Source organism: Streptomyces mutomycini (genome assembly GCF_001700505.1).
GTDB classification, from domain to species: domain Bacteria; phylum Actinomycetota; class Actinomycetes; order Streptomycetales; family Streptomycetaceae; genus Streptomyces; species Streptomyces mutomycini.
The window spans coordinates 18,356-39,663 of record NZ_MAPV01000012.1 but is presented as its reverse complement, the minus strand read 5'-3'; the positions used below and the strand labels follow the sequence as shown (position 1 = coordinate 39,663).

Here is a 21,308-nt window from a genome sequence, read left to right as displayed (position 1 = left end):
GTTCGTGGGAGGACGTACATGGGTTTCCAGGACACGCCCGAGGAGTGGCAGGTCACCGCGACAGTGACCCCCTTCACAGGCAACAAGACCAGCGTCCGCACCGACGACGTGGTGATGCCCGACGGCAGCGTCCACAGCCGCGACTACCAGGTGCACCCCGGTTCGGTGGCCGTGCTCGCGCTCGACGCGGACGGCCGCGTCCTCGTCCTGCGGCAGTACCGGCATCCGGTGCGCCACAAGCTGTGGGAGATCCCGGCCGGGCTGCTCGACATCCCCGGCGAGAACCCGCTGCACGCCGCCCAGCGTGAGCTCTACGAGGAGGCCCACGTCAAGGCTGAGGACTGGCGGGTGCTGACCGACGTCTACACCACGCCCGGCGGCTGCGACGAAGCCGTGCGCGTCTTCCTCGCCCGGGACCTCTCCGAGGCGGAGGGCGAGCGCTTCGCGGTCGCCGAGGAGGAGGCGGACATGGAGCAGGCGCGGGTCCCGCTCGAAGAGCTCGTACGGGGTGTGCTCGCCGGCGATCTGCACAACAACTGCCTGGTCGTGGGCGTCCTGTCGCTCACCGCGGTGCTCGCGGGCGACGGGGTGGACTCGCTTCGCCCGGCCGAGGCGCCGTGGCCGGCGCGGCCGTTCGAGGCCTGATCCGTCCGGCCTGATCCGTCCGGCCTGATCCGTTCGGCCCGATCCGTCCGGCCGGTCCGTCTCGTCGGTCCGGCCGTGACGGGACGGCCGGCACCGGTCCGCTTGTACGCCGATCGTACGAAACGCAGATCCGATCGAGGGACGCGTCCGCCACGCTCGGCCATGATCGTCCGCACCACTGAACTACGCTCGGAAGGCCCCGACCGGACTTCCGGCGGGCAACCGCGTGCAGCGAAGTGGAGCGTGGCCCGTGACCCATCAGGCGGTGGACACCAACGGCCCGGGCGGAGTTGCGGGGACCGCGGGAGCCCAGGGGCCGCCAAATGTGACGTCACCTCAGTTCTGCGGTCGGCAAAGAGAGTTGAAAGCCCTTCAGGAGGACATCGGGCGCGCGGGCCTGGACACCCTGGCCGGCCGCAAGGCCGCCCGCGCCCGGGTCCTCCTGATCGCCGGACGGCCCGGATCCGGACGCACCGCGCTCGCCGCCGAACTCGCCCGACGGCTCCGGGAACCCGGTGGCTACCCCGACGGTGTCTTCCGGGTCTCGCTCACGGAACCCGGAGGCGCCCGAGTCCCCGCCGAGCGCACCGCGCGCGCCCTCCTGGACCTGCTGTCCGTCACTGCCCCGCCCGGCGCCGACGAGGACCAGCTGTCCGAGATGGTCCGCGAGGCGTTCGCCGTACGCCGCGCCCTGATCGTGCTCGACGACGCGGTGGACGCCGAACAGGTCGATCCGCTGCTGCCCGACAACCCGGACTGCCTGGTCGTCGCCACCGCCACCGGCCCCCTCACCGGGATCCCCGGCGTCCGCCCGTGCACCATCGGCGGTCTCGACACGGGCTCCGCCGTGGAACTGCTCGCCCGCACCATCGGCCAGGTCCGGATCACCGTCGATCCGCGGACCGCCGAGTCGCTCGCGGAGGAGTGCGGGGGGCAGCCCGCCGCGCTGACCCTGGTCGCGGGCTGGCTCGCCGCCCGGCCAGGTGCCTCGGTCGCCGATGTCACCAAGCGGCTGCGTGAGCAGCGGACCGACCCCGAACTGCCATCCGGGGACAGGCCGTTGGCCCGCGCCGTCCGACTGGTCCATGACTCGCTCCCACCGGTGGCCGCCGGAATACTGCGACTGCTGGCGCTCGCCCCCGCAGGTCTGGCCGACGCCCACACCGCCTCCGCGCTCGCCGGATGCTCGGTCTCGGCCGCCCGGACGACCCTGGACGACTTCGTCCGGTTCGGGCTGCTCAGGACGAACGGCGCCGAGCTGCCGCAGTACGAGGTCCCCGGCTGCCTCGCCCCGCTGGTGCGCGCGCTGCTGGAGGAGCGGGAGCGGCCCGCCGAGATCCAGCTGGCCCGGGCCAGGATGCTGGAGCGGACCGTGCGCCGGCTCCAGGCATGCCGCGCGGTAACCGATCCCGAGGACTCCCCGGCCCGCCGCAGGCTCGCCGGGCTGCCGCGCTCGCTGCGTTTCCCCCATCCCGAGTCCGCCGCCGAGTGGCTCCGCATCCGTGAGCCGGCGCTGCTGGCCGCTGCCGCTGCCGCGGTGCGCGACGGTGACCTGGACACCCTCGCCCGCCGGCTGGTGGCCGCGCTCGTCCGCGCCCTCGCCGTGCACCGGGGCACCGAGGAGGCCGCTCCCGTGCTGTACGGGCTGCACGGGCTGGTGCTCGACGTGGCGGAGCGCCGCGATCTGCCCCGTGAGAAGGCCGCCGCCCTGCTCAACCTCGCCGACCTGGACGCCAGGACCGGCCGTACGCGGGAGGCGCTGGCCCGCTACCGGGCGGCGCTGGACGCCGGACGCGCGGCCAACGACCTCTACGCGACCGGCAGGGCGATGGAATCCGCGGGCGGCGCGTACGCCGAGCTGGGGGACTTCGACCGGGCCTCCGACTGGTACGGCCGCGCGCTCGCACAGCGTCTCGGCCAGGGGGAGAGGGCCGACGAGGCGCGGCTGTACGGCCGGCTGGGAGCGGTCCACACGTACGCCGGGCGCTACGGCGAGGCCCTGCGCAACTGGCGGGCGGCGGCGGCGGGCCACCGCAGGCTCGGGGACGTCCCGGGCCAGGCGCGTGCGCTCAGCGAGGCGGCGCGGGTGCAGGAGTACGCGGGCCGGCCGCAGGAGTCGCTGCACACCTGCCGCGAGGCGGTCGACCTGGCCCGCAGGGCGGGTGACGTGCGCCTCCAGGCCGCGCTGGAGCTCAGGCTGGCCGACACCCTGGACCGGCTGGGGGACCCGGCGGCGGCCCGGCTGCACAGGGCGGCGGCCGACAGGCTGCTGGGTGAAGAGGCGCAGGACGCTGAACAGGAAGAGCCAGACCTGCGAAATCCGTAGCGCTTCGATGAAAACTTAATGCTTTGTAAGGCTGGACAGCGAGAAGTCCTTCATTAATGATGGCTCTGCCGCACATCCCCGCGGTGTCTCCCCTTATGCTTAGTACATGCGGGTATCACCCGTTATGCCCGAGCGACTCTCCGAGCCAAGGACCGTGATCGACGTGAAGGTCGGCATCCCCCGCGAAGTCAAGAACAACGAGTTCCGGGTGGCGATCACCCCTGCCGGAGTGCATGAGCTCGTCCGCCACGGCCACCAGGTCCTCGTCGAGCAGCACGCCGGTGAGGGCTCGTCCATCCCGGACGCCGAGTACGTCGCCGCCGGTGCGCGGATCCTGCCCACCGCCGACGAGGTCTGGGCCGCCGCCGATCTGCTGCTCAAGGTCAAGGAGCCGGTCGCCGAGGAGTACCACCGCCTCCGTAAGGGCCAGACGCTCTTCACATATCTGCACCTCGCCGCCTCCCGCGAGTGCACGGACGCCCTGCTCGAGTCGGGCACGACCGCCATCGCGTACGAGACCGTCGAGACGGCGACCCGCGCGCTTCCGCTGCTCGCCCCGATGTCCGAGGTCGCCGGCCGCCTCGCCCCCCAGGTCGGCGCCTACCACCTGATGCGCTCGGTCGGCGGGCGCGGTGTGCTCCCCGGCGGAGTTCCCGGCACGGGCTCGGCCAGGGCCGTCGTCATCGGTGGCGGTGTCTCCGGCTGGAACGCCACGCAGATCGCCGTAGGGCTCGGCTTCCACGTCACGCTGCTCGACAGGGACATCAACAAGCTGCGCGAGGCCGACAAGGTCTTCGGTACGAAGGTGCGGACGGTCGTCTCCAACGCCCTCGAGCTGGAGAAGGCCGTCGTCGAGGCCGACCTCGTCGTGGGCGCCGTGCTGATCCCGGGCGCGAAGGCGCCGAAGCTGGTCACCAACGAGCTCGTCGCCAAGATGAAGCCCGGAAGTGTTCTTGTCGACATTGCGATCGACCAGGGAGGCTGCTTCGAGGACTCGTATCCGACGACGCACGCCGAGCCGACCTTCACGGTGCACAACTCGGTCTTCTACTGCGTCGCGAACATGCCGGGCGCGGTGCCGAACACCTCCACCTACGCCCTCACGAACGCCACGCTGCCCTACATCCTGGAGCTCGCCAACCGGGGCTGGGCCGACGCCCTGCGCCGTGACGCCGCGCTCGCCAGGGGTCTCAACACCCATGACGGACAGGTGGTTTACCGCGAGGTGGCAGAGGCGCACGGTCTCGACCACGTCGAACTGACCACGCTTCTCGGCTGAGCTGTCAACCCCCTCCGTCAACCTCATGCGTCCGGCCCCGGCCCAACTCGCCGGAGACATAACCCTCTACCCTTTTTGCACCCCCGCGAAAGGTGCGCCCCGGGCGCTCCACGCTCTTGACAGAGGGGTGTTCGATTGCCGACACATCGGGCCGGGTCCGGCGGATTGTGTTGCTGCGAACCGGTGACACGCCATAGAGTCGCCAATCGTCGGCATGGTGCCACGCTGACCTATCGATAAGTTTCCTGGTCACATCCAAGGAGGTAAGACGACTTGTGAATGAGTCGACAATTACTCCCGGGGGTGGTCAACCAGGGATGCCTGCACGGGGTCTGAGCCCGATCGGGCTCGAAGCTGTCGGCTCCGTCGCTGTCCGCACCTTCGCCACCCACCAGCACATGACGACAGCCCCCCAGATGATGGACGGCCTACACGTGAACGCCATGGCCGGCAACGAAAGTGGCCGAGACACCGCCCACTTCGCCGACTTCGCCGAGGTGCCCGAGGGGCACTTCTACGACCCCGATGCCGAATACGAGCCCGATCCGGAGTACGCGGCCACGCTCGCGCCCGACGCGGCCCGCCAGCGCCGCGAGCGGATCGGCCCGACGGGCCGGCCGCTGCCGTACTTCCCGATTCCCGGTCCGCTGACCGAGCACGGCCCCGCGAAGATCATCGCGATGTGCAACCAGAAGGGCGGCGTCGGCAAGACCACGTCGACCATCAACCTGGGCGCCGCACTCGCGGAGTACGGCCGGCGCGTCCTGCTCGTCGACTTCGACCCGCAGGGAGCCCTGTCCGTCGGCCTCGGGGTCAACCCGATGGAGCTCGACCTCACCGTCTACAACCTGCTCATGGAGCGGGGCATGGCGGCCGACGAGGTCCTGCTGAAGACGGCCGTGCCCAACATGGACCTGCTCCCCAGCAACATCGACCTCTCGGCCGCCGAGGTGCAGCTGGTGAGCGAGGTGGCCCGGGAGTCGACGCTGCAGCGCGCCCTCAAGCCGCTGATGGCCGACTACGACTACATCGTGATCGACTGTCAGCCCTCGCTCGGACTGCTCACCGTGAACGCCCTGACGGCGGCCCACAAGGTGATAGTCCCGCTGGAGTGCGAGTTCTTCGCGCTGCGCGGTGTGGCGCTGCTCACCGAGACCATCGAGAAGGTCCAGGAGAGGCTCAACCCCGAGCTGGAGCTGGACGGCATCCTCGCCACCATGTACGACTCCCGCACGGTGCACAGCCGTGAGGTCCTCGCACGTGTCGTCGAGGCGTTCGACGAGCACGTCTACCACACGGTCATCGGCCGTACGGTGCGCTTCCCGGAGACCACGGTCGCCGGTGAGCCCATCACCACGTACGCGTCGAACTCGGTCGGTGCCGCCGCCTATCGCCAGCTCGCCAGGGAGGTGCTCGCCCGGTGTCACGCCGAGTGAGTCTGCCGGGGGCCGACGAGCTGTTCCGTACCACCGGGGGCATGGGCCTGCAGGCCTCGTCCTCCGCCGAGAGGCGGCGGAAGGCGAACGGCGAGCCACGGGTCCCCGCGCCGGCCGGAGGAAGCGATCCTGCGGCGGACACCGGCGGCCGGGGCGGCGCACCCTCCGGCGGTGACACAACCGCCGCGGCGGCCCGGGAGGAGCACTCCGCGGCGGACGCCGACGGCGGCGGCTCGCGCAGCCGCACCGACGGGGACGACCGGGGCACAGCCGCCCCGCCCCGCGCCCGCACCGCGCCGTCCCAGGAGGCGGCTCCCGCCGTCCAGCCGCAGCGCGGCCGCGGGGGCGGAGGGGGACGGGGAGCGAACCGCAGGCCCAGCGGCCGGGAACGCCACGACGAGAAGATCACCGTCTATGTGTCGGCCGAGGAACTGATGGACCTCGAGCACGCGCGTCTCGTGCTGCGCGGTGAGCACGGACTGGCGGTCGACCGCGGGCGCATCGTCCGGGAGGCCGTCGCCGTGGTGCTGGCCGACCTGGAGTCGCGCGGCGACGCGAGCATCCTCGTACGGAGGCTGCGGGGCCGCTGAGCGGCGCGGCGCCGGTAGCCTGCCGGGGGAGGGCCGCCGTACGGGCGGCTCCGCCCCGGGGCCCACGGCCCGCCTCCCGCCGCACCCCTGGACTCCCAGCACATGCCGACTGCCGACGACACGCCCCGCCCGACCCGCCGTGCCCTCGGCCGTGGGCCCGGGACGCGGCCCGGGGCGTCCGCGGAGGCCCCTGCGGCTCCGCCCGTGCCCTCGGCGGCCACGGAGGCCCCGGCGGCCCCGCTGAGCCCCGCCGGGCGCCTCACGGGAGCGGGAGCGGACGCGGCCCCGCCCACGGAGGCGGAGGGCCCCGGCGAGCCCGTCGCGGGAGCCGTGGGTGTGACGGCCGACGGTGCCGGGACCGAAACCGTCCCGGAGCCGGCCGCCGACGAGCGGCGGTTCACCGTGCGCCTGGTGAACTTCGAAGGCCCCTTCGATCTGCTGCTCCAGCTGATCTCCAGGCACAAGCTCGATGTGACCGAGGTCGCGCTGTCGAAGGTCACCGACGAGTTCATGGCGTACATCCGTGCCATGGGGCCGGACTGGGACCTCGACCAGACCACCGAGTTCCTCGTCGTGGCCGCCACCCTGCTCGACCTGAAGGCCGCCCGGCTGCTGCCCACCGCAGAGGTGGAGGACGAGGCGGACCTCGCCCTGCTGGAGGCGCGGGACCTGCTCTTCGCGCGGCTGCTGCAGTACCGCGCGTACAAGCGGATCGCGGAGATCTTCAGCGACCGGCTGGAGTCCGAGTCGCGCCGCTACCCCCGCACCGTGGGGCTCGAACCGCAGCACGCCGAGCTGCTGCCCGAGGTCGTGATCAGCATCGGCCCCGAGGGGTTCGCCCGGCTCGCGGTCAGAGCGATGCGGCCCAGGCCGGAACCGCAGGTCTACGTGGACCACATCCACACGCCCCTCGTCAGCGTGCGCGAACAGGCGGAGATCGTGGTGGCCCGGCTGCGGGCGGAGGGCGAGATCAGCTTCCGGGCGCTCACCGAGGACGCACAGGACACCCTCACGGTGGTGGCACGCTTCCTGGCACTCCTGGAGCTCTACCGGGAGAAGGCGGTCGCGCTCGACCAGGAGGAGGCGCTCGGCGACCTCCTGGTGCGCTGGGCCGGGGGAGAGGGGTCCGAACCGGTGGTCACGGACGAGTTCGACCAAGAGGTGCGCGAGCCACAGGAGGGGGTACAGGCATGACCACGGACGACGAAGGGCGCGACGCACGGGTCGCGGGGCTCGACCTCAGGCCCGCACTGGAGGCGGTCCTCATGGTCGTCGACGAGCCCGCCACCGAGGAACACCTCGCCAAGGTCCTCCAGCGGCCCCGCAGGGCCGTCGCGGACGCCCTGCGGGAGCTGGCCGACGAGTACACCGTCCAGCGCCGTGGATTCGACCTGAGGCTCGTTGCCGGGGGCTGGCGTTTCTACACCCGTCCGGAGTACGCGGACGCGGTCGAGGGCTTCGTCCTGGACGGCCAGCACGCCCGGCTGACCCAGGCGGCGCTGGAGACCCTCGCGGTGGTCGCGTACCGGCAGCCGGTCAGCCGGTCGAGGGTCTCGGCGGTGCGCGGAGTGAACTGCGACGGCGTCATGCGGACCCTGCTCCAGAGGGGTCTGGTAGGGGAGGCGGGCACGGAACCCGAAACAGGTGCGATCCTGTACAGGACGACGAACTACTTTCTGGAGCGCATGGGCCTGCGAGGCCTGGACGAGCTCCCGGAGCTCGCGCCCTTCCTCCCGGAGGCGGACGCGATCGAGGCTGAGACGCTAGAGGGTGTGCCGTCGTTCGATCCGGACGCACCGGACACCCCGGATACTCACGCAGACGACAAGACGGATTTTTGATGCGAAGCAGTGGCAGGAACAGCGGAAGCGGCAGCGGCGGCAAGAGCGGCGGCGGCCGGAGCGGTGGCGGCGGCTGGAGCGGCGCCAGGAACAACACCGGCACAGGCAGGAACAGCAACCCGAACCCCCGGGTCTCCGGCTCCGAGCGTGACGACAAGCAGGAGCAGCGCCCCCGCCGGCCGCGCCCCGAGGAGCGCCGCTACGACGTCGGCGCCGACAAGCCGGGCGGCGACGGCGGCCCCCGCAAGGGCCGCGGCGCGGCGGCACGCGGCGGCGCCAAGGGCGGCCCCAAGCCCGCACAGAACGTGAGCAAGGGTGGACGCCGTGTGGGCGCGCCGTCCCGCCCCCGCGAGCTCGACGCCAAGATCGAGCAGCGCAACCGCGACCGGTACGCCGACAAGCCCGACATCAAGCTGCCCAAGACCCACCCGGGCGCGGAGCAGGAGGGCGAGCGTCTGCAGAAGATCCTCGCCCGGGCCGGTATGGGATCGCGCCGGGCGTGCGAGGAGCTCATCGAGCAGGCCCGGGTCGAGGTCAACGGCGAGATCGTCCTCGAGCAGGGCAAGCGCGTCGACCCGCAGAAGGACGAGATCAAGGTCGACGGCCTGACCGTCGCCACCCAGTCGCACCTCTTCTTCGCGCTGAACAAGCCCGCCGGTGTGGTCTCCACCATGGGTGACCCCGACGGCCGGCAGAACCTCGGCGACTACGTGACCAACCGCGAGACGCGGCTGTTCCACGTCGGCCGGCTCGACACCGAGACCGAGGGGATCATCCTCCTCACCAACCACGGCGAGCTGGCCCACCGTCTGACGCACCCCAAGTACGGCGTGAAGAAGACCTATCTGGCAGCCATCCAGGGGCCGCTCCCGCGCGACCTCGGCAAGCGGCTCAAGGACGGCATCCAGCTGGAGGACGGGTACGCCCGCGCCGACCACTTCAGGGTCGTCGAGAACACCGGCAAGAACTACCTGGTCGAGGTCACGCTCCACGAAGGCCGCAAGCACATCGTCCGCCGGATGCTGGCCGAGGCGGGCTTCCCGGTCGAGCGCCTCGTGCGGACGTCCTTCGGGCCGATCCCGCTGGGCGACCAGAAGTCGGGCTGGCTGCGCCGCCTGACCAACACCGAGGTCGGCATGCTGATGCGCGAGGTCGGTCTGTAACCCGCGCCCCGCACCCCCAACGGCCCGCGGCCGGTTCCTGGTTCGTTTTCGAACAGGAACCGGCCGCGGGCCCTTTCGCTGCCGCGATTTCTTCTTTATAGTCATAGTGACCATAAAGAAGAGAGAAGGCACGGCGTGACGCTCGCGGACATACTCGCCCCCCTGCAGCAGCCACTGGTGACGGTCCTGGACACCCCGGTCAGCTGGACCGAGGTGCTCGGTTTCGGCAGCGGGGCGCTGTGCGTCTGGCTCGTGGCCCGCCAGCACCTCGCCAACTGGCCGATCGGCATCGCCAACAACCTGTTCTTCATCCTGCTGTTCGCCCAGTCCGGTCTGTACGCCGACGCCGGCCTGCAGATCGTCTTCATCTCCCTCGCCGCGTACGGCTGGTGGACCTGGACCCACGGGGGTGGACCGGGGACATCCGTCCTGCCGGTGCGGAGCACCACCCGCACCGAATGGGCCTGGCTGCTCGCGGCGGGGGCGGCGGGGACCCTCGGTCTCACGCTGCTGCTGTCCCGCGCCACGGACTCGACCGTGCCGTTCTGGGACGCCCTGACCACCTCGCTGTCGCTCATGGCGACGTACGGCCAGTGCCGCAAGCGCGTCGAGTCCTGGTGGCTGTGGATCGCCGCCGACATCGTGTACATCCCGCTGTACGCGTACAAGGAGCTCTACCTGACCTCCCTGCTGTACGCCGGATTCCTCATGCTCTGCATCGTCGGGCTGCGCAGCTGGAGCCGGGACCTCACCCCGGTCCGGCGCGAGGACGCGGTGGTGCCGGCATGAGACGCCACGGTCACGGACTGGTCCTCGGCAAGTTCTATCCGCCGCACGCAGGACACCACCACCTCGTCCGCACCGCGCGGGACCGCTGCGAGAAGCTCACCGTCCTGGTCTGCGCCGCCTCCGTCGAATCCGTCCCGCTCGCCGACCGGGTCGCCTGGATGCGGGAGGTCCACCCCGACGTCGAAGTGGTCGGCACCGTCGACGACATCCCCATGGACCTGAACGACGCGGCGGTCTGGGACGCGCACATGGCGGTCTTCACCGCCGCCGTGCCCGAACGGGTCGACGCCGTCTTCACCTCGGAGTCGTACGGAGAGGAACTGGCCCGCCGCTTCGGCGCGGAATCCGTCCTCGTGGACCCCGCTCGCACCCTCTACCCCGTCTCCGGCACCGAGGTCCGCGCCGACCCCGCCCGCTGCTGGGACTTCCTGGAGCCGCCCGTCCGGGCCGCGCTCGCCCGGCGGATCGTCGTCCTGGGAGCCGAGTCCACCGGCACCACGACACTGGCCCTCGCCCTGGCCGACCACTACCGCCGGCGCGGCGGCGTATGGGCGCGGACACGGTACGTCGCCGAGTACGGGCGGGAGTTCAGCGAGGCGAAGCTCGCCGCCCTGCGCAGCCGGTGGCCCGGCGCCCAGTGGGAGGACGTCACCTTCACCACCGACGACTTCCCCCTCATCGCGGAGACCCAGAACGCCAGGGAGGAGGCGGCGGCGCGGGCCGGATCCCCGGTGCTCTTCTGCGACACCGACTCCTTCGCCACCACCGTCTGGCACGAGCGCTACATCGGCGGGCGCAACCCGCTCGTCGAGAAGACCGCCGACCGGGTCACCCATCATCTCTGGCTGCTCACCGACCACGAGCAAGTCGCCTTCGAGGACGACGGACTGCGTGACGGCGAGGAGCTGCGCCCCTGGATGACGGACCGCTTCCGTGCTGAACTCACCCGTACGGGAAGGACGTTCATCGAGGTCACCGGCTCCCGTCGCGAGCGTCTCGACACGGCCGTCGCGGCCGTGGACGCGCTCCTCGCCACCGGCCCGCACTTCACCGCACCCCTGCCGGAGCGACGGTGAGCACCGCCCCCGAGGGATACGACCCCCACGCCTTCTTCCCCTTCGCCGTCACCGTCGACCTCGCCGTCTTCACGGTCCGCGAGGCACGGCTCCATGTACTGCTCGTGGAACGCGGCCAGGCGCCCTACGAAGGGAGCTGGGCGCTGCCCGGCGGCTTCGTCCTGCCCCGGGAGTCCGCCGAGGAGGCGGCCCGCCGCGAGCTCGCCGAGGAGACCGGCCTCACGAAGGAGTCCGTGTGCTCCTTCCACCTCGAACAGCTGCGCACCTACACCGACCCGGACCGCGACCCCAGGATGCGGGTCGTCTCCGTCGCGTACGCCGCGCTCGTGCCGGACCTCCCCGAACCCCGGGGCGGCGGGGACGCGGCCCACGCGCAGTGGTGGGACGCGGACGGCACCGGGCCGCTCGCCTTCGACCACGACCGCATCCTGGCCGACGCGCGCGACCGGATCGGCGCCAGGCTCGAATACTCCTGCCTGGCCACCGCGTTCTGCCCCGCCGAGTTCACCCTCGGGGAGCTCCAGCAGGTCTACGAGACCGTCTGGGGCGTTGAGCTGGACCGGCCCAACTTCCGGCGCAAGGTCCTCACCACGCCCGGCTTCGTCCAGGCCGTGGACGGACCGCCGCGCCGCACCGGCGGACGGGGAAAACCGGCCGCCCTCTACCGGGCGGGTGCCGCAACCGCCCTGCACCCTCCACTACTGCGCCCGGAAGGACGCCCGGAAGGACGGACATCATGATCCCGACAAGGACTCTCACCAAACAGGCGGCCTCCGGCACGCTGACCGGGCTCGCGCTCGGTGACGCGCTGGGCTTCCCCACCGAGTTCAACGACGTCCCCTCGATCCTCGCGAAGTGCGGGCCCTGGCGTGAGATGAGCCTGCCGGAGCCCGCGTTCGTCACCGACGACACCCAGATGACGCTCGCGCTCGGCCGCGGCATCCGCACCGCAATGGACCAGGGGCTGCTCACACCGGAGCGGATGGTGGGCCCGGTCCGGGAGGAGTTCGTCCGGTGGAACCGCTCACCCGAGAACAACCGCGCTCCCGGCCGTACCTGCATCGAGGCGTGTGAACTGCTGGAGGGCGACCGGCCCTGGCAGGAGGCCAGCCGGACCGGCTCCAAGGGCTGCGGCGCCAACATGCGCGTCGCGCCCATCGGCCTCGTGCCCGGTCTCAGCGAGGAACAGCGTTCCGGCGCCGCCCAGCTCCAGGCCGCACTCACCCACGGCCACCCCACGGCACTGGCCGCCTCCGACCTGATGGCCCGCGCGGTGTTCCTCCTCGCCCAGGGGGCCGAACCGCTCGGCCTGGTGGGCCAGTTGCGCTCGTACGCGTACGAGAACCGTGGCCGCTACCTCAGCCGGTGGCTCGGTGACCTGTGGCGGCACACCCATGACGCCTCGCCCGAGGCGTACATCAACCGGGGCTGGGACGAGTGCCTGACCGTGCTCGCGGCCGTCCAGGACGCCCTGCGCGACCCCTCCCCGGAGACCGACCCGTGCGAGCGGACCGGCGACGGCTGGGTCGCCGAGGAAGCACTCGCCACTGCCCTGCACTGCTTCCTGCTCTTCCCCGAGGAACCGGTCACCGCCCTGCGCCGGGCCGCCTGCACCCGGGGCGACTCCGACTCGCTGGCCTGCCTCACGGGCGCACTGGCGGGAGCTCACCTGGGGACGGGTGCGTGGCCCAAGGAGTGGTCGGAGCGCATCGAGTACCGCAGCGACCTGCTGTCGCTGGCCGCGCTCTGGGACGCTTGATCCATGCACAGCGACACGATGCTCCTGCGCGGGGCCGGGCTGCCGGTCACCGACCTGACCCCGATACTCGCCGAGGAGCCCTGCCCACTCCTGTTCGCCACGGTTTCGGGCGCACACCTGTACGGCTTTCCCTCGCGGGATTCGGACGTGGACCTGCGGGGGGTCCACGTCCTGCCCGCGGAGGATCTCATCGGCCTCCGTGAGCCGGAGGAGACACGGTCACGGATGTGGGACCACGACGGGGTCGAGATGGACCTCGTCACCCACGATCTCCGTAAGTTCGTCCGGCTCATGCTGAAACCCAACGGCTACGTGCTGGAGCAGCTGTTGTCCCCGCTGGTGGTGCACACGAGCGGCCTCCACGCCGAACTGGTGGCGCTCGCACCGTCCGTGCTGACCCGCAACCACGCCCACCACTACCGCGGGTTCGCCGGAACCCAGTGGCGGCTGTTCGAGAAGACCGGCGAGCTGAAACCGCTGCTCTACACGTTCCGTGCCCTGCTCACCGGCATCCACCTGATGCGCGGCGGACCGCTCACGGCTCATCTGCCGACGCTAATCGGGGAGTTGACCGGTCCGTCGTTCCTGCCCGCGCTGATCGAGGCGAAGGCCGAGGCGGAACACGCAGCGGCGGACACCGTGGAGCGTGCGGTGGCGGCGCGGGACGTGGAGGCGCTGCACGGCGTCCTCGACGACGCGCAGGCGAGGTCCCGGCTGCCCGAGAGGCCCTCAGGGTTCGACGCGCTGCACGACCTCGTCGTCCGGGCCCGGTCCGATGGCCGACTGGGAACAGGCTGGGGCGCGTAGGAGTTCACCCGTCATGGCTGTCATCCACAGAACGACCATGGAACCGGGCAAGTTGCAGCTCCTCGCCGCCTGGCTCCCCACCCGGCCCTGGTACACCGGGGCGGGCGCGCCGGAGCTGGCCCGTGCGGGAGGGTTCCGGCTCGACGATCCCGAGGGCGAGGTGGGGATGGAGTTCATGGTGGTCACCGACACCTCGGGCGACCGCCCCGTCGCCTACCACGTACCGGTCACCTACCGCGGGGCACCGCTCGACGGAGCCGGTGACGCGCTCGTCGGAACGTCCGAACACGGGGTGCTCGGGCGGCGCTGGGTGTACGACGGCGCGCAGGACCCGGTCCTGGTGGCCCAGTTGCTCGCACTGCTGCGGGGGCGGGCCGTGCCGCAGGCCCAGAGCCTGAGCGACACCCCTGATCCGTCCGTCGCCGTCGGCGAGGCCCCGGCCGGCCTCGCGGCAGTTGCCGCGTCCGCCACCACCCGGGACGGGAAGCACGGCACCGACATCGTGCTGGGCGCGACGGCGGACGAGGAGGCCCCGGTGACGCTCAGGGTGAGGCGCGTCCTGCTGCCGGAGGGCTCCGGGGACGGCGATACCGATGCCGACGTCCTGGGGCACGTCACCGCCGGGTGGAGCCTGCCCGAAGGCGAGGAGATCCGCGGCCGGTTCGCCGTCCTGGCCCGGGGACCGCGCTGACGGGGAGCCCGGGCCGACCGGCCGCGCGGGGTCACCCCGCCCCGCCCGCCGCAGACGCCCGCCGGGCCCGCATCAGGAACGCCTCCACGCGCTCCCGGTCGGGCTCCGGCGGCAAGGGGGAGCGCGTGGCGGCCTCGTCGTTCTCCTCGGCCAGGCGCGTCATGCGGCGTTCCACCTCGGTCCACGGGACCTCACCCCGCTTCACCGCCAGCAGATCCTCGCGCGCGTCCCCGACCTCGATCCGCAGCTCGCCCGTCCTCTGCAGGTCCCGGCCGGACGTCAGAAGCCGCAGCAGGTGCATGGCGTGCTTCCAGCGCGGAGCGCCGTGCACGCGGACGTCGGCCTCCAGCTTCCGCCGCTGCCCCAGGGCGTAGCGCACGAACGTCCCGTGGGTCCGGCGGGAGAGGAAGGCGCCGCGCAGGGCGATGAGTTCCCGGCCCGTGGCGTCGATCCGCTCCACGAGGGGTGAGTGCAGGCACTCCAGCACATTGGGGTTCGCCCGCAGAGCCAGCTCGCAGAAGCGTTCCAGCTCCCAGGAGAACTGCTCGTCCGCCGGTCCCTCCACGTGGGCCGGCGGTTTCGTGAAGCCCCAGAACAGCTGGGTGGGTGCCAGGAAGACCCCGCGCCGGTCCGTGTCGCTGCCGTCCGTGGCCAGACCGAAGGCGCGGGATCCCATCACACAGGAGTAGACGGTGTGATCCCGCACGAGCCGCGCGCCGTCAGGAGTGATCATGCGCGCGAGGGTACGCGCTCTACCCGAGCCGGATGCTGTCGCCCTCGACGGTGATGCGCTCGGCGGGCAGCGGACGCGTCGCCGGGCCGTTCTCCACCGCGCCGTCCTCGATGCTGAACCGGCTGCCGTGGCACGCGCAGTCGATCGTGCCGTCGGTGACCGCGGCGACGATGCAGCCCGCATGGGTGCACACCGCGGAGAAGGCCTTGAACTCGCCGGCGGTCGGCTGGGTGACCACGACCTTTCGGTCCTTGAAGACCGTCCCGCCGCCGGCCGGGACGCCGGAGGTCCGGGTCAGCTCCCCGGCAGAGGTCTCCGAAGGCTTAGGGGTCTTCGGGGTGGTGCTCCCGTCGCTGTCCCCGTCGCCGGACGAGCCGCAGCCGGTCGCCAGTGCGGCGGCTCCCGCCGTGAGAACCGTCCTTCGTCTTGTGTTCATGGCTCTCCTCGCGTGGTGGCCGATGAGAGGCATCGTGGCGCCGCGTGCCGCGCGGACGAAGCAACCGGGCGGCGGGTGCGCCCGGGCGGGTGGAGGCATCGAGGCTTCCTGTACGGTTGTCCAGGAAGTGTTCCTGGACGATTGTCCAGGAAGTCGATTCACAGGAGGCCGCACGCCATGCAGACCGCCGCCCAGGTACTGGTCGCCCTCGTCGCGCTGATCCACGCCTACTTCCTCGTCCTGGAGATGTTCCTCTGGGACACCCCGCGCGGCCGTAAGGCCTTCGGCACCACGGAGGAGTTCTCCAGGGCCAGCGCCACCCTCGCCGCCAATCAGGGGCTCTACAACGGGTTCATGGCCGCCGGGCTGGTCTGGAGTCTGATCGTGGGCGACCCCGTCGCCCACCAGGCGCAGATCTTCTTCCTGAGCTGTCTGATCGTCGCCGGGGTGTACGGGGCGGCCACCGTCAGCCGCAAGATCCTTTATGTTCAGGCGGCGCCCGCCGCCGTCGCCCTCGCCCTCGTCCTCGCGGCGGGCTGAGCCGCATGACGCCCCCGGTGACGGACGGCAGCAGTGACCCCCGCACCGCGCGCACCCGCGGCAGGCTCCGCGAGGCGCTGCTGGAGGCCTGCGCGGAGCGGCCGCTGGACCGGATCGGCGTGGCGGACGTGGCGCGCCGCGCCGGTGTCGGACGCGCCACCTTCTATCTGCACTACGACGATCTGCGCGCCCTGGCCGTCGACGCCTGCGCCGACGTCGTACGGGAGGCCGTCGAGGCCCTGCACGCCTGGGGCCGCACACCGCCCGGCCCGGATGCGCCGCCGGAGGAGCTCGCCGCCCTGCTCCGGGAGATCCGCAGCCGGGCCGAGGTCTACCGGAGCCTGCTCGGGCCCGGCGGCGGCCCCCTCGGGGAACTGCTGCACCAGGAGCTCCGGCAGTACAGCCTGGACGAGCTGCGCCGGCGCAGGCCCGCCGGAAGCGGCCACGACCTGACCGCGAGTGCCGTGGCCGGGCTCTTCACCGGGATGCTCGCCGACTGGGTCCACGACCGGACCGACGCCACCCCGGAGCAGCTCGCCGGGCGGATCTGGCGCACTCTCCTCGCCGTGCACGCGGCCGCCGCGTCTCACGGACAGAGCACGGTGACCGGCGGCGCCGCCGCACCTCTAGGCTGAAAGGGCACGCAGCACGAGGCGACGAGGGGTACGACGTGGCGGTACGAGCAGTCCGGGGAGCCGTCCAGCTGGACCGGGACGAAGCCGGTCACATGGACGAGCGGGTGAGCGAACTGCTCACGGCCCTCCTGGAGCGCAATCAGATCGTCGCGGACGACCTGATCAGCGTGTGGTTCACGGCCACCCCCGACCTGCACAGCGACTTCCCGGCGGCCGCCGCCCGGGGTCTCGGCATCGTCGACGTACCGCTGATCTGCGCCCAGGAACTCGACATCGACGGGGCCATGCCCCGGGTGGTCCGCATAATGGCCCACGTGGAGACGTATCTCTCCAAGGCGGAGATCAGCCACGTCTACCTCGGCGCCACCGGCGCCCTCCGCAAGGACATCGCCCAGTGAGAACAGCCCTCGTCATCGGAACGGGCCTGGTCGGCACCTCCGCCGCCCTCGCCCTCGCGGGGCGCGGCGTCCAGGTGCACCTCGTCGACCGTGACCCGTCCTCGGCCCACACCGCCGCCGCACTGGGCGCCGGTACGGACGAGGCCCCCGAGGGGCCCGTCGACCTGGCGGTCGTCGCCGTCCCGCCCGCACACACCGCGTCCGTGCTCGCCACGGCCATGCGCGACGGCGTGGCCCGCGCCTACCTCGACGTCGCCAGCGTCAAGGGCGGCCCGCGCCGCGAGCTGGAGGCGCTCGGCGTCGACCTCGCGCCGTACATCGGCACACACCCCATGGCCGGCAAGGAGCGCTCAGGGCCCCTCGCGGCCACCGCAGACCTCTTCGAGGGCCGCCCCTGGGTACTGACCCCGACCAGGGACACCGACACCGAGGTCCTCAACCTGGCCCTGGAGCTGGTCGCGCTCTGCAGGGCAGTCCCGGTCGTCATGGACGCCGACGCCCACGACCGGGCCGTCGCCCTGGTCTCCCACACCCCCCAGCTGATCTCCTCGATGGTCGCCGCCAGGCTGGAGGAGGCCGACGAGACCGCGGTACGCCTGTGCGGCCAGGGGATCAGGGACGTCACCCGCATCGCGGCCTCCGACCCCCGGATGTGGGTGGAGATCCTCTCCGCCAACCCCGGTCCGGTCGCCGACGTGCTGGCGGGCGTCGCCGCCGACCTGGACGAGACGGTCCGCGCGCTGCGCGGCCTGCAGTCCGCCGACGAGGACAAGCGCCGTACGGGCACCGAAGGCATCGAGGACGTCCTGCGCCGCGGCAACGCCGGCCGGGTCAGGGTGCCCGGCAAGCACGGGGCCGCCCCGGCGTCGTACGAGATCGTCGCCGTGCTCATCAGCGACCGGCCGGGCGAGCTGGCGGCGATCTTCGCCGACGCGGGACGGGCCGGCGTCAACATCGAGGACGTACGCATCGAGCACGCCACCGGTCAGCAGGCCGGTCTGGTCCAGCTGATGGTCGAGCCGAGCGCCGCATCCGCACTGAGCGCGGCCCTCAGCGACCGCGGCTGGTCGATCCGCCCGTAACGGGCTCCCGGGAAGGGCCCGGCGACAGGGGTGCAAAGGCGCTTCGCGCACTCGGTAACCTTGGGGGAGGCCGTTCCCTGGCCCCGCTCCGCCCGTACCCGTGTACCAGGAAGGTGTCCACCACCGTGGAAACCGTAAGCGCCGCCGCCCGGACCGCCCCGGCCGCAGTGATCGTCGCCATCGACGGTCCCTCCGGCACAGGCAAGTCGAGCACCTCCAAGGCCGTCGCCGCACAGCTCGGCCTGAGCTACCTGGACACCGGCGCCCAGTACCGGGCGATCACGTGGTGGATGCTGAACAACGGCATCGACGTGCAGAACCCGGCCGAGATCGCGACCGCCGCCGCCAAGCCGGTCATCGTGTCCGGCACGGACCCGTCCGCCCCGACGATCACCGTCGACGGCGAGGACGCCTCGGGCCCGATCCGTACCCAGGAGGTCACCTCCAAGGTCAGTGCCGTCAGCGCGGTCCCCGAGGTGCGCACCCTGATCACCGAACTGCAGCGCTCCATCGCCAAGGAGGCCGAGCGGGGCATCGTCGTCGAGGGCCGTGACATCGGCACCACCGTGCTTCCCGATGCCGACATCAAGATCTTCCTGACGGCCTCCCCGGAGGCGCGCGCCGCCCGCCGCAGCGGTGAGGTCAAGGGCTCCGACCTCGCGGCCACCAGGGAGGCGCTGGTCAAGCGGGACGCCGCCGACTCCGGCCGCAAGACCTCGCCGCTGGCCAAGGCCGGGGACGCCGTCGAGGTGGACACCACCGAACTGACCCTCGCGCAGGTCATCGAGTGCGTCGTCACCCTCGTCGGGGAGAAGCAGGCCGCGAAGTGACCGAAGCCACCGCCGCGCCTACGCTGCGCGGAGCGGCCGTCGGGCGCGGGATCGGCATCGGGCTCATGTACGGGCTGTTCAGGCCCCGTGTGCTCGGCGCGTGGCGCGTCCCCACCACGGGACCCGTCATACTCGCGGTGAACCACGCGCACAACATCGACGGACCGATGCTGATGGGCACCGCGCCCCGGCCCGTCCACTTCCTGATCAAGAAGGAGGCGTTCGTCGGCCCCCTCGACCCGTTCCTGCGCGGAATCGGGCAGCTGAAGGTGGACCGTACGACCGTCGACCGCAACGCCATCACGCAGGCACTCGGCGTGCTGGACGACGGCGGGGTCCTCGGGATCTTCCCCGAGGGCACCAGGGGCGAGGGGGACTTCGCCTCCCTCCGTGCGGGGCTCGCGTACTTCGCGGTGCGCGGCGGGGCGCCGATCGTCCCCGTCGCGGTCCTGGGAAGCACCGGGCGCCGCGGACGGCTGGTATCGGCCCTGCCTCCGCTGCGCAGCCGGGTCGACGTCGTCTTCGGCGACGCCTTCCAGGCCGGCGACGGCAGCGGGCGGCGGACCAGGAAGGCGCTGGACGAGGCGACGCTGCGCATCCAGGGCGAGCTGACCGCCCACCTGAGGAACGCCAGGCGTCTCACCGGACGCCTGTGACACTTGAGTAGTGGGCCGCGCGATCGTGGCCCATCGATGATGATGCAAAGAGGAACGGACTTCATGAACGACCAGATTCACTCCGACGGCTCGGACCACGAGCACGGAGCACTTGGCGATGCCGAGTACGCGGAGTTCATGGAGCTCGCCGCGCAGGAGGGGTTCGACCCCGAGGAGGTCGAGGGCGCGATCGGTGAGGCCGGTCACGGACCGCTTCCCGTGCTCGCCGTCGTCGGCCGCCCGAACGTCGGCAAGTCGACCCTGGTGAACCGGATCATCGGTCGCCGTGAGGCCGTCGTCCAGGACAAGCCCGGCGTCACCCGCGACCGCGTCAGCTACGAGGCCGAGTGGGCCGGCCGCCGCTTCAAGGTCGTCGACACCGGCGGCTGGGAGCAGGACGTGCTGGGCCTCGACGCCTCCGTCGCCGCCCAGGCCGAGTACGCCATCGAGACCGCCGACGCGGTCGTCTTCGTCGTCGACGCCACCGTCGGCGCCACCGACACCGACGCGGCCGTCGTCAAGCTGCTGCGCCGGGCGGGCAAGCCCGTGGTCCTGTGCGCCAACAAGGTCGACGGACAGAGCGGAGAGGCCGACGCCACCGCGCTCTGGTCGCTCGGCCTCGGTGAGCCGCACCCGGTCTCCTCCCTGCACGGCCGCGGCACCGGCGACATGCTGGACGCCGTCCTGGAGGCCCTGCCCGAGGCCCCGGCCCAGACCTTCGGTACCGCGCTGGGCGGCCCGCGCCGCATCGCGCTCATCGGCCGCCCCAACGTCGGCAAGTCCTCCCTGCTGAACAAGGTCGCCGGTGAGGACCGCGTCGTCGTCAACGCCCTGGCCGGCACCACCCGCGACCCGGTCGACGAGCTGATCAAGCTCGGCGGCATCACCTGGAAGTTCATCGACACGGCCGGTATCCGCCGCAAGGTCCACCTCCAGGAGGGCGCGGACTACTACGCCTCGCTGCGCACCGCGGCGGCCGTGGAGAAGGCCGAGGTCGCCGTCATCCTGATCGACTCGAGCGAGTCCATCAGCGTCCAGGACCAGCGGATCGTCACCATGGCCGTGGAAGCGGGCCGTGCCATCGTGATCGCCTTCAACAAGTGGGACACCCTCGACGAGGAGCGCCGCTACTACCTAGAGCGTGAGATCGACACGGAGCTCGCGCAGGTCGCCTGGGCCCCGCGCGTCAACGTCTCGGCGGTCACCGGCCGGCACATGGAGAAGCTGGTACCGGCGATCGAGACCGCGATCGAGGGCTGGGAGACCCGCATCCCGACCGGCAGGCTGAACGCCTTCCTCGGTGAGATCGTCGCTTCCCACCCGCACCCGGTCCGTGGCGGAAAGCAGCCCCGCATCCTCTTCGGCACCCAGGCGGGCGTCAAGCCGCCGCGGTTCGTCCTCTTCTCGTCCGGCTTCCTGGAGCACGGCTACCGCCGCTTCGTCGAGCGCCGTCTGCGCGAGGAGTTCGGTTTCGAGGGCACGCCGCTGCACATCTCGGTGCGGGTGCGCGAGAAGCGCGGCCGCAAGAAGTAGCAGTAAGACGGCGAAGCCCCGGACCACNNGTGGTCCGGGGCTTCGCCGTCCCCTCCGGTTCGT

At 71.8% G+C, this 21,308-nt stretch carries 23 protein-coding genes; 21 read left to right on the top strand and 2 right to left on the bottom strand.

Annotation, left to right across the window (positions count from 1 at the left end; genetic code table 11):
- The first annotated feature begins 18 nt into the window (after positions 1 to 18).
- The 14 genes from BFF76_RS01445 (at position 19) to BFF76_RS01380 (ending at position 14,402) form a co-directional block, all read left to right on the top strand.
- Positions 19 to 645, top strand: a complete 627-nt coding sequence (locus BFF76_RS01445) for an NUDIX domain-containing protein (protein WP_031099188.1) — start codon at positions 19 to 21, stop codon at positions 643 to 645.
- Between the two features lie 250 nt (positions 646 to 895).
- Positions 896 to 2,971, top strand: coding sequence for a tetratricopeptide repeat protein (locus tag BFF76_RS01440; protein WP_065846791.1), 2,076 nt, complete (start codon positions 896 to 898; stop codon positions 2,969 to 2,971).
- Between the two features lie 163 nt (positions 2,972 to 3,134).
- Positions 3,135 to 4,250 (top strand): alanine dehydrogenase, encoded by a 1,116-nt coding sequence (gene ald, locus BFF76_RS01435; RefSeq protein WP_031099186.1) that lies wholly within the window; start codon positions 3,135 to 3,137, stop codon positions 4,248 to 4,250.
- 317 nt (positions 4,251 to 4,567) lie between these two features.
- Positions 4,568 to 5,686, top strand: a complete 1,119-nt coding sequence (locus BFF76_RS01430) for a ParA family protein (RefSeq protein WP_031099184.1) — start codon at positions 4,568 to 4,570, stop codon at positions 5,684 to 5,686.
- The gene (locus BFF76_RS01425; protein WP_078958972.1) at positions 5,671 to 6,276 is read left to right on the top strand and encodes a hypothetical protein; all 606 of its coding nucleotides are present in this window, start codon (positions 5,671 to 5,673) and stop codon (positions 6,274 to 6,276) included. Before BFF76_RS01430 ends, BFF76_RS01425 begins: the two co-directional genes overlap by 16 nt.
- 102 nt (positions 6,277 to 6,378) lie before the next feature.
- Positions 6,379 to 7,470: a segregation and condensation protein A gene (locus tag BFF76_RS01420; protein ID WP_065846789.1), complete on the top strand. Its 1,092-nt coding sequence runs from the start codon at positions 6,379 to 6,381 to the stop codon at positions 7,468 to 7,470.
- Positions 7,467 to 8,117 (top strand): SMC-Scp complex subunit ScpB, encoded by a 651-nt coding sequence (scpB, locus tag BFF76_RS01415; RefSeq protein ID WP_053930882.1) that lies wholly within the window; start codon positions 7,467 to 7,469, stop codon positions 8,115 to 8,117. Before BFF76_RS01420 ends, scpB begins: the two co-directional genes overlap by 4 nt.
- Complete coding sequence (locus BFF76_RS01410; RefSeq protein WP_065846787.1) at positions 8,117 to 9,280, top strand: pseudouridine synthase; 1,164 nt, start codon at positions 8,117 to 8,119, stop codon at positions 9,278 to 9,280. The genes scpB and BFF76_RS01410 overlap by 1 nt, the downstream gene beginning before the upstream one ends.
- 135 nt (positions 9,281 to 9,415) lie before the next feature.
- Positions 9,416 to 10,069, top strand: a complete 654-nt coding sequence (gene pnuC / locus BFF76_RS01405; RefSeq protein ID WP_031099174.1) for a nicotinamide riboside transporter PnuC — start codon at positions 9,416 to 9,418, stop codon at positions 10,067 to 10,069.
- Positions 10,066 to 11,145, top strand: coding sequence for an AAA family ATPase (locus BFF76_RS01400; protein ID WP_053930883.1), 1,080 nt, complete (start codon positions 10,066 to 10,068; stop codon positions 11,143 to 11,145). Before pnuC ends, BFF76_RS01400 begins: the two co-directional genes overlap by 4 nt.
- Positions 11,142 to 11,885 carry an NUDIX hydrolase gene (locus BFF76_RS01395; protein WP_031099169.1) on the top strand — a complete coding sequence of 248 codons (744 nt, stop codon included), beginning with the start codon at positions 11,142 to 11,144 and terminating at the stop codon, positions 11,883 to 11,885. The genes BFF76_RS01400 and BFF76_RS01395 overlap by 4 nt, the downstream gene beginning before the upstream one ends.
- Positions 11,882 to 12,904 (top strand): ADP-ribosylglycohydrolase family protein, encoded by a 1,023-nt coding sequence (locus BFF76_RS01390; RefSeq protein WP_065846785.1) that lies wholly within the window; start codon positions 11,882 to 11,884, stop codon positions 12,902 to 12,904. Before BFF76_RS01395 ends, BFF76_RS01390 begins: the two co-directional genes overlap by 4 nt.
- 3 nt (positions 12,905 to 12,907) lie before the next feature.
- Positions 12,908 to 13,711: a nucleotidyltransferase domain-containing protein gene (locus BFF76_RS01385; RefSeq protein ID WP_065846783.1), complete on the top strand. Its 804-nt coding sequence runs from the start codon at positions 12,908 to 12,910 to the stop codon at positions 13,709 to 13,711.
- A gap of 13 nt (positions 13,712 to 13,724) precedes the next feature.
- Positions 13,725 to 14,402, top strand: a complete 678-nt coding sequence (locus BFF76_RS01380) for a maltokinase N-terminal cap-like domain-containing protein (RefSeq protein ID WP_031099165.1) — start codon at positions 13,725 to 13,727, stop codon at positions 14,400 to 14,402.
- A 31-nt stretch (positions 14,403 to 14,433) separates the two neighbouring features.
- Here BFF76_RS01380 and BFF76_RS01375 read toward each other — a convergent pair whose 3' ends face one another.
- Together BFF76_RS01375 and BFF76_RS01370 are read right to left on the bottom strand one after the other, a co-directional pair.
- Positions 14,434 to 15,135 carry a nucleotidyltransferase domain-containing protein gene (locus BFF76_RS01375; protein WP_065846782.1) on the bottom strand — a complete coding sequence of 234 codons (702 nt, stop codon included), beginning with the start codon at positions 15,133 to 15,135 and terminating at the stop codon, positions 14,434 to 14,436.
- A gap of 19 nt (positions 15,136 to 15,154) precedes the next feature.
- Positions 15,155 to 15,571: a Rieske (2Fe-2S) protein gene (locus BFF76_RS01370; protein WP_053930887.1), complete on the bottom strand. Its 417-nt coding sequence runs from the start codon at positions 15,569 to 15,571 to the stop codon at positions 15,155 to 15,157.
- Between the two features lie 177 nt (positions 15,572 to 15,748).
- Here BFF76_RS01370 and BFF76_RS01365 point away from each other — a divergent pair, with 177 nt between their 5' ends.
- The 7 genes from BFF76_RS01365 to der all read left to right on the top strand — a co-directional run bounded on the left by BFF76_RS01365 (position 15,749) and on the right by der (position 21,245).
- Complete coding sequence (locus tag BFF76_RS01365; RefSeq protein ID WP_031099160.1) at positions 15,749 to 16,111, top strand: DUF1304 domain-containing protein; 363 nt, start codon at positions 15,749 to 15,751, stop codon at positions 16,109 to 16,111.
- A 5-nt stretch (positions 16,112 to 16,116) separates the two neighbouring features.
- Positions 16,117 to 16,746, top strand: a complete 630-nt coding sequence (locus BFF76_RS01360) for a TetR/AcrR family transcriptional regulator (protein ID WP_031099157.1) — start codon at positions 16,117 to 16,119, stop codon at positions 16,744 to 16,746.
- A gap of 35 nt (positions 16,747 to 16,781) precedes the next feature.
- Positions 16,782 to 17,144, top strand: a complete 363-nt coding sequence (gene aroH / locus BFF76_RS01355) for a chorismate mutase (protein WP_031099155.1) — start codon at positions 16,782 to 16,784, stop codon at positions 17,142 to 17,144.
- Positions 17,141 to 18,226 (top strand): prephenate dehydrogenase, encoded by a 1,086-nt coding sequence (locus BFF76_RS01350; protein WP_053930889.1) that lies wholly within the window; start codon positions 17,141 to 17,143, stop codon positions 18,224 to 18,226. Before aroH ends, BFF76_RS01350 begins: the two co-directional genes overlap by 4 nt.
- Before the next feature lie 113 nt (positions 18,227 to 18,339).
- The gene (gene cmk / locus BFF76_RS01345) at positions 18,340 to 19,056 is read left to right on the top strand and encodes a (d)CMP kinase (RefSeq protein WP_031099148.1); all 717 of its coding nucleotides are present in this window, start codon (positions 18,340 to 18,342) and stop codon (positions 19,054 to 19,056) included.
- Entirely contained in the window at positions 19,053 to 19,712 is a 660-nt protein-coding gene (locus tag BFF76_RS01340; protein ID WP_031099147.1) for a lysophospholipid acyltransferase family protein, read from the top strand. The genes cmk and BFF76_RS01340 overlap by 4 nt, the downstream gene beginning before the upstream one ends.
- 63 nt (positions 19,713 to 19,775) lie before the next feature.
- Entirely contained in the window at positions 19,776 to 21,245 is a 1,470-nt protein-coding gene (gene der / locus BFF76_RS01335; RefSeq protein ID WP_031099145.1) for a ribosome biogenesis GTPase Der, read from the top strand.
- Positions 21,246 to 21,308 lie beyond the last annotated feature (63 nt).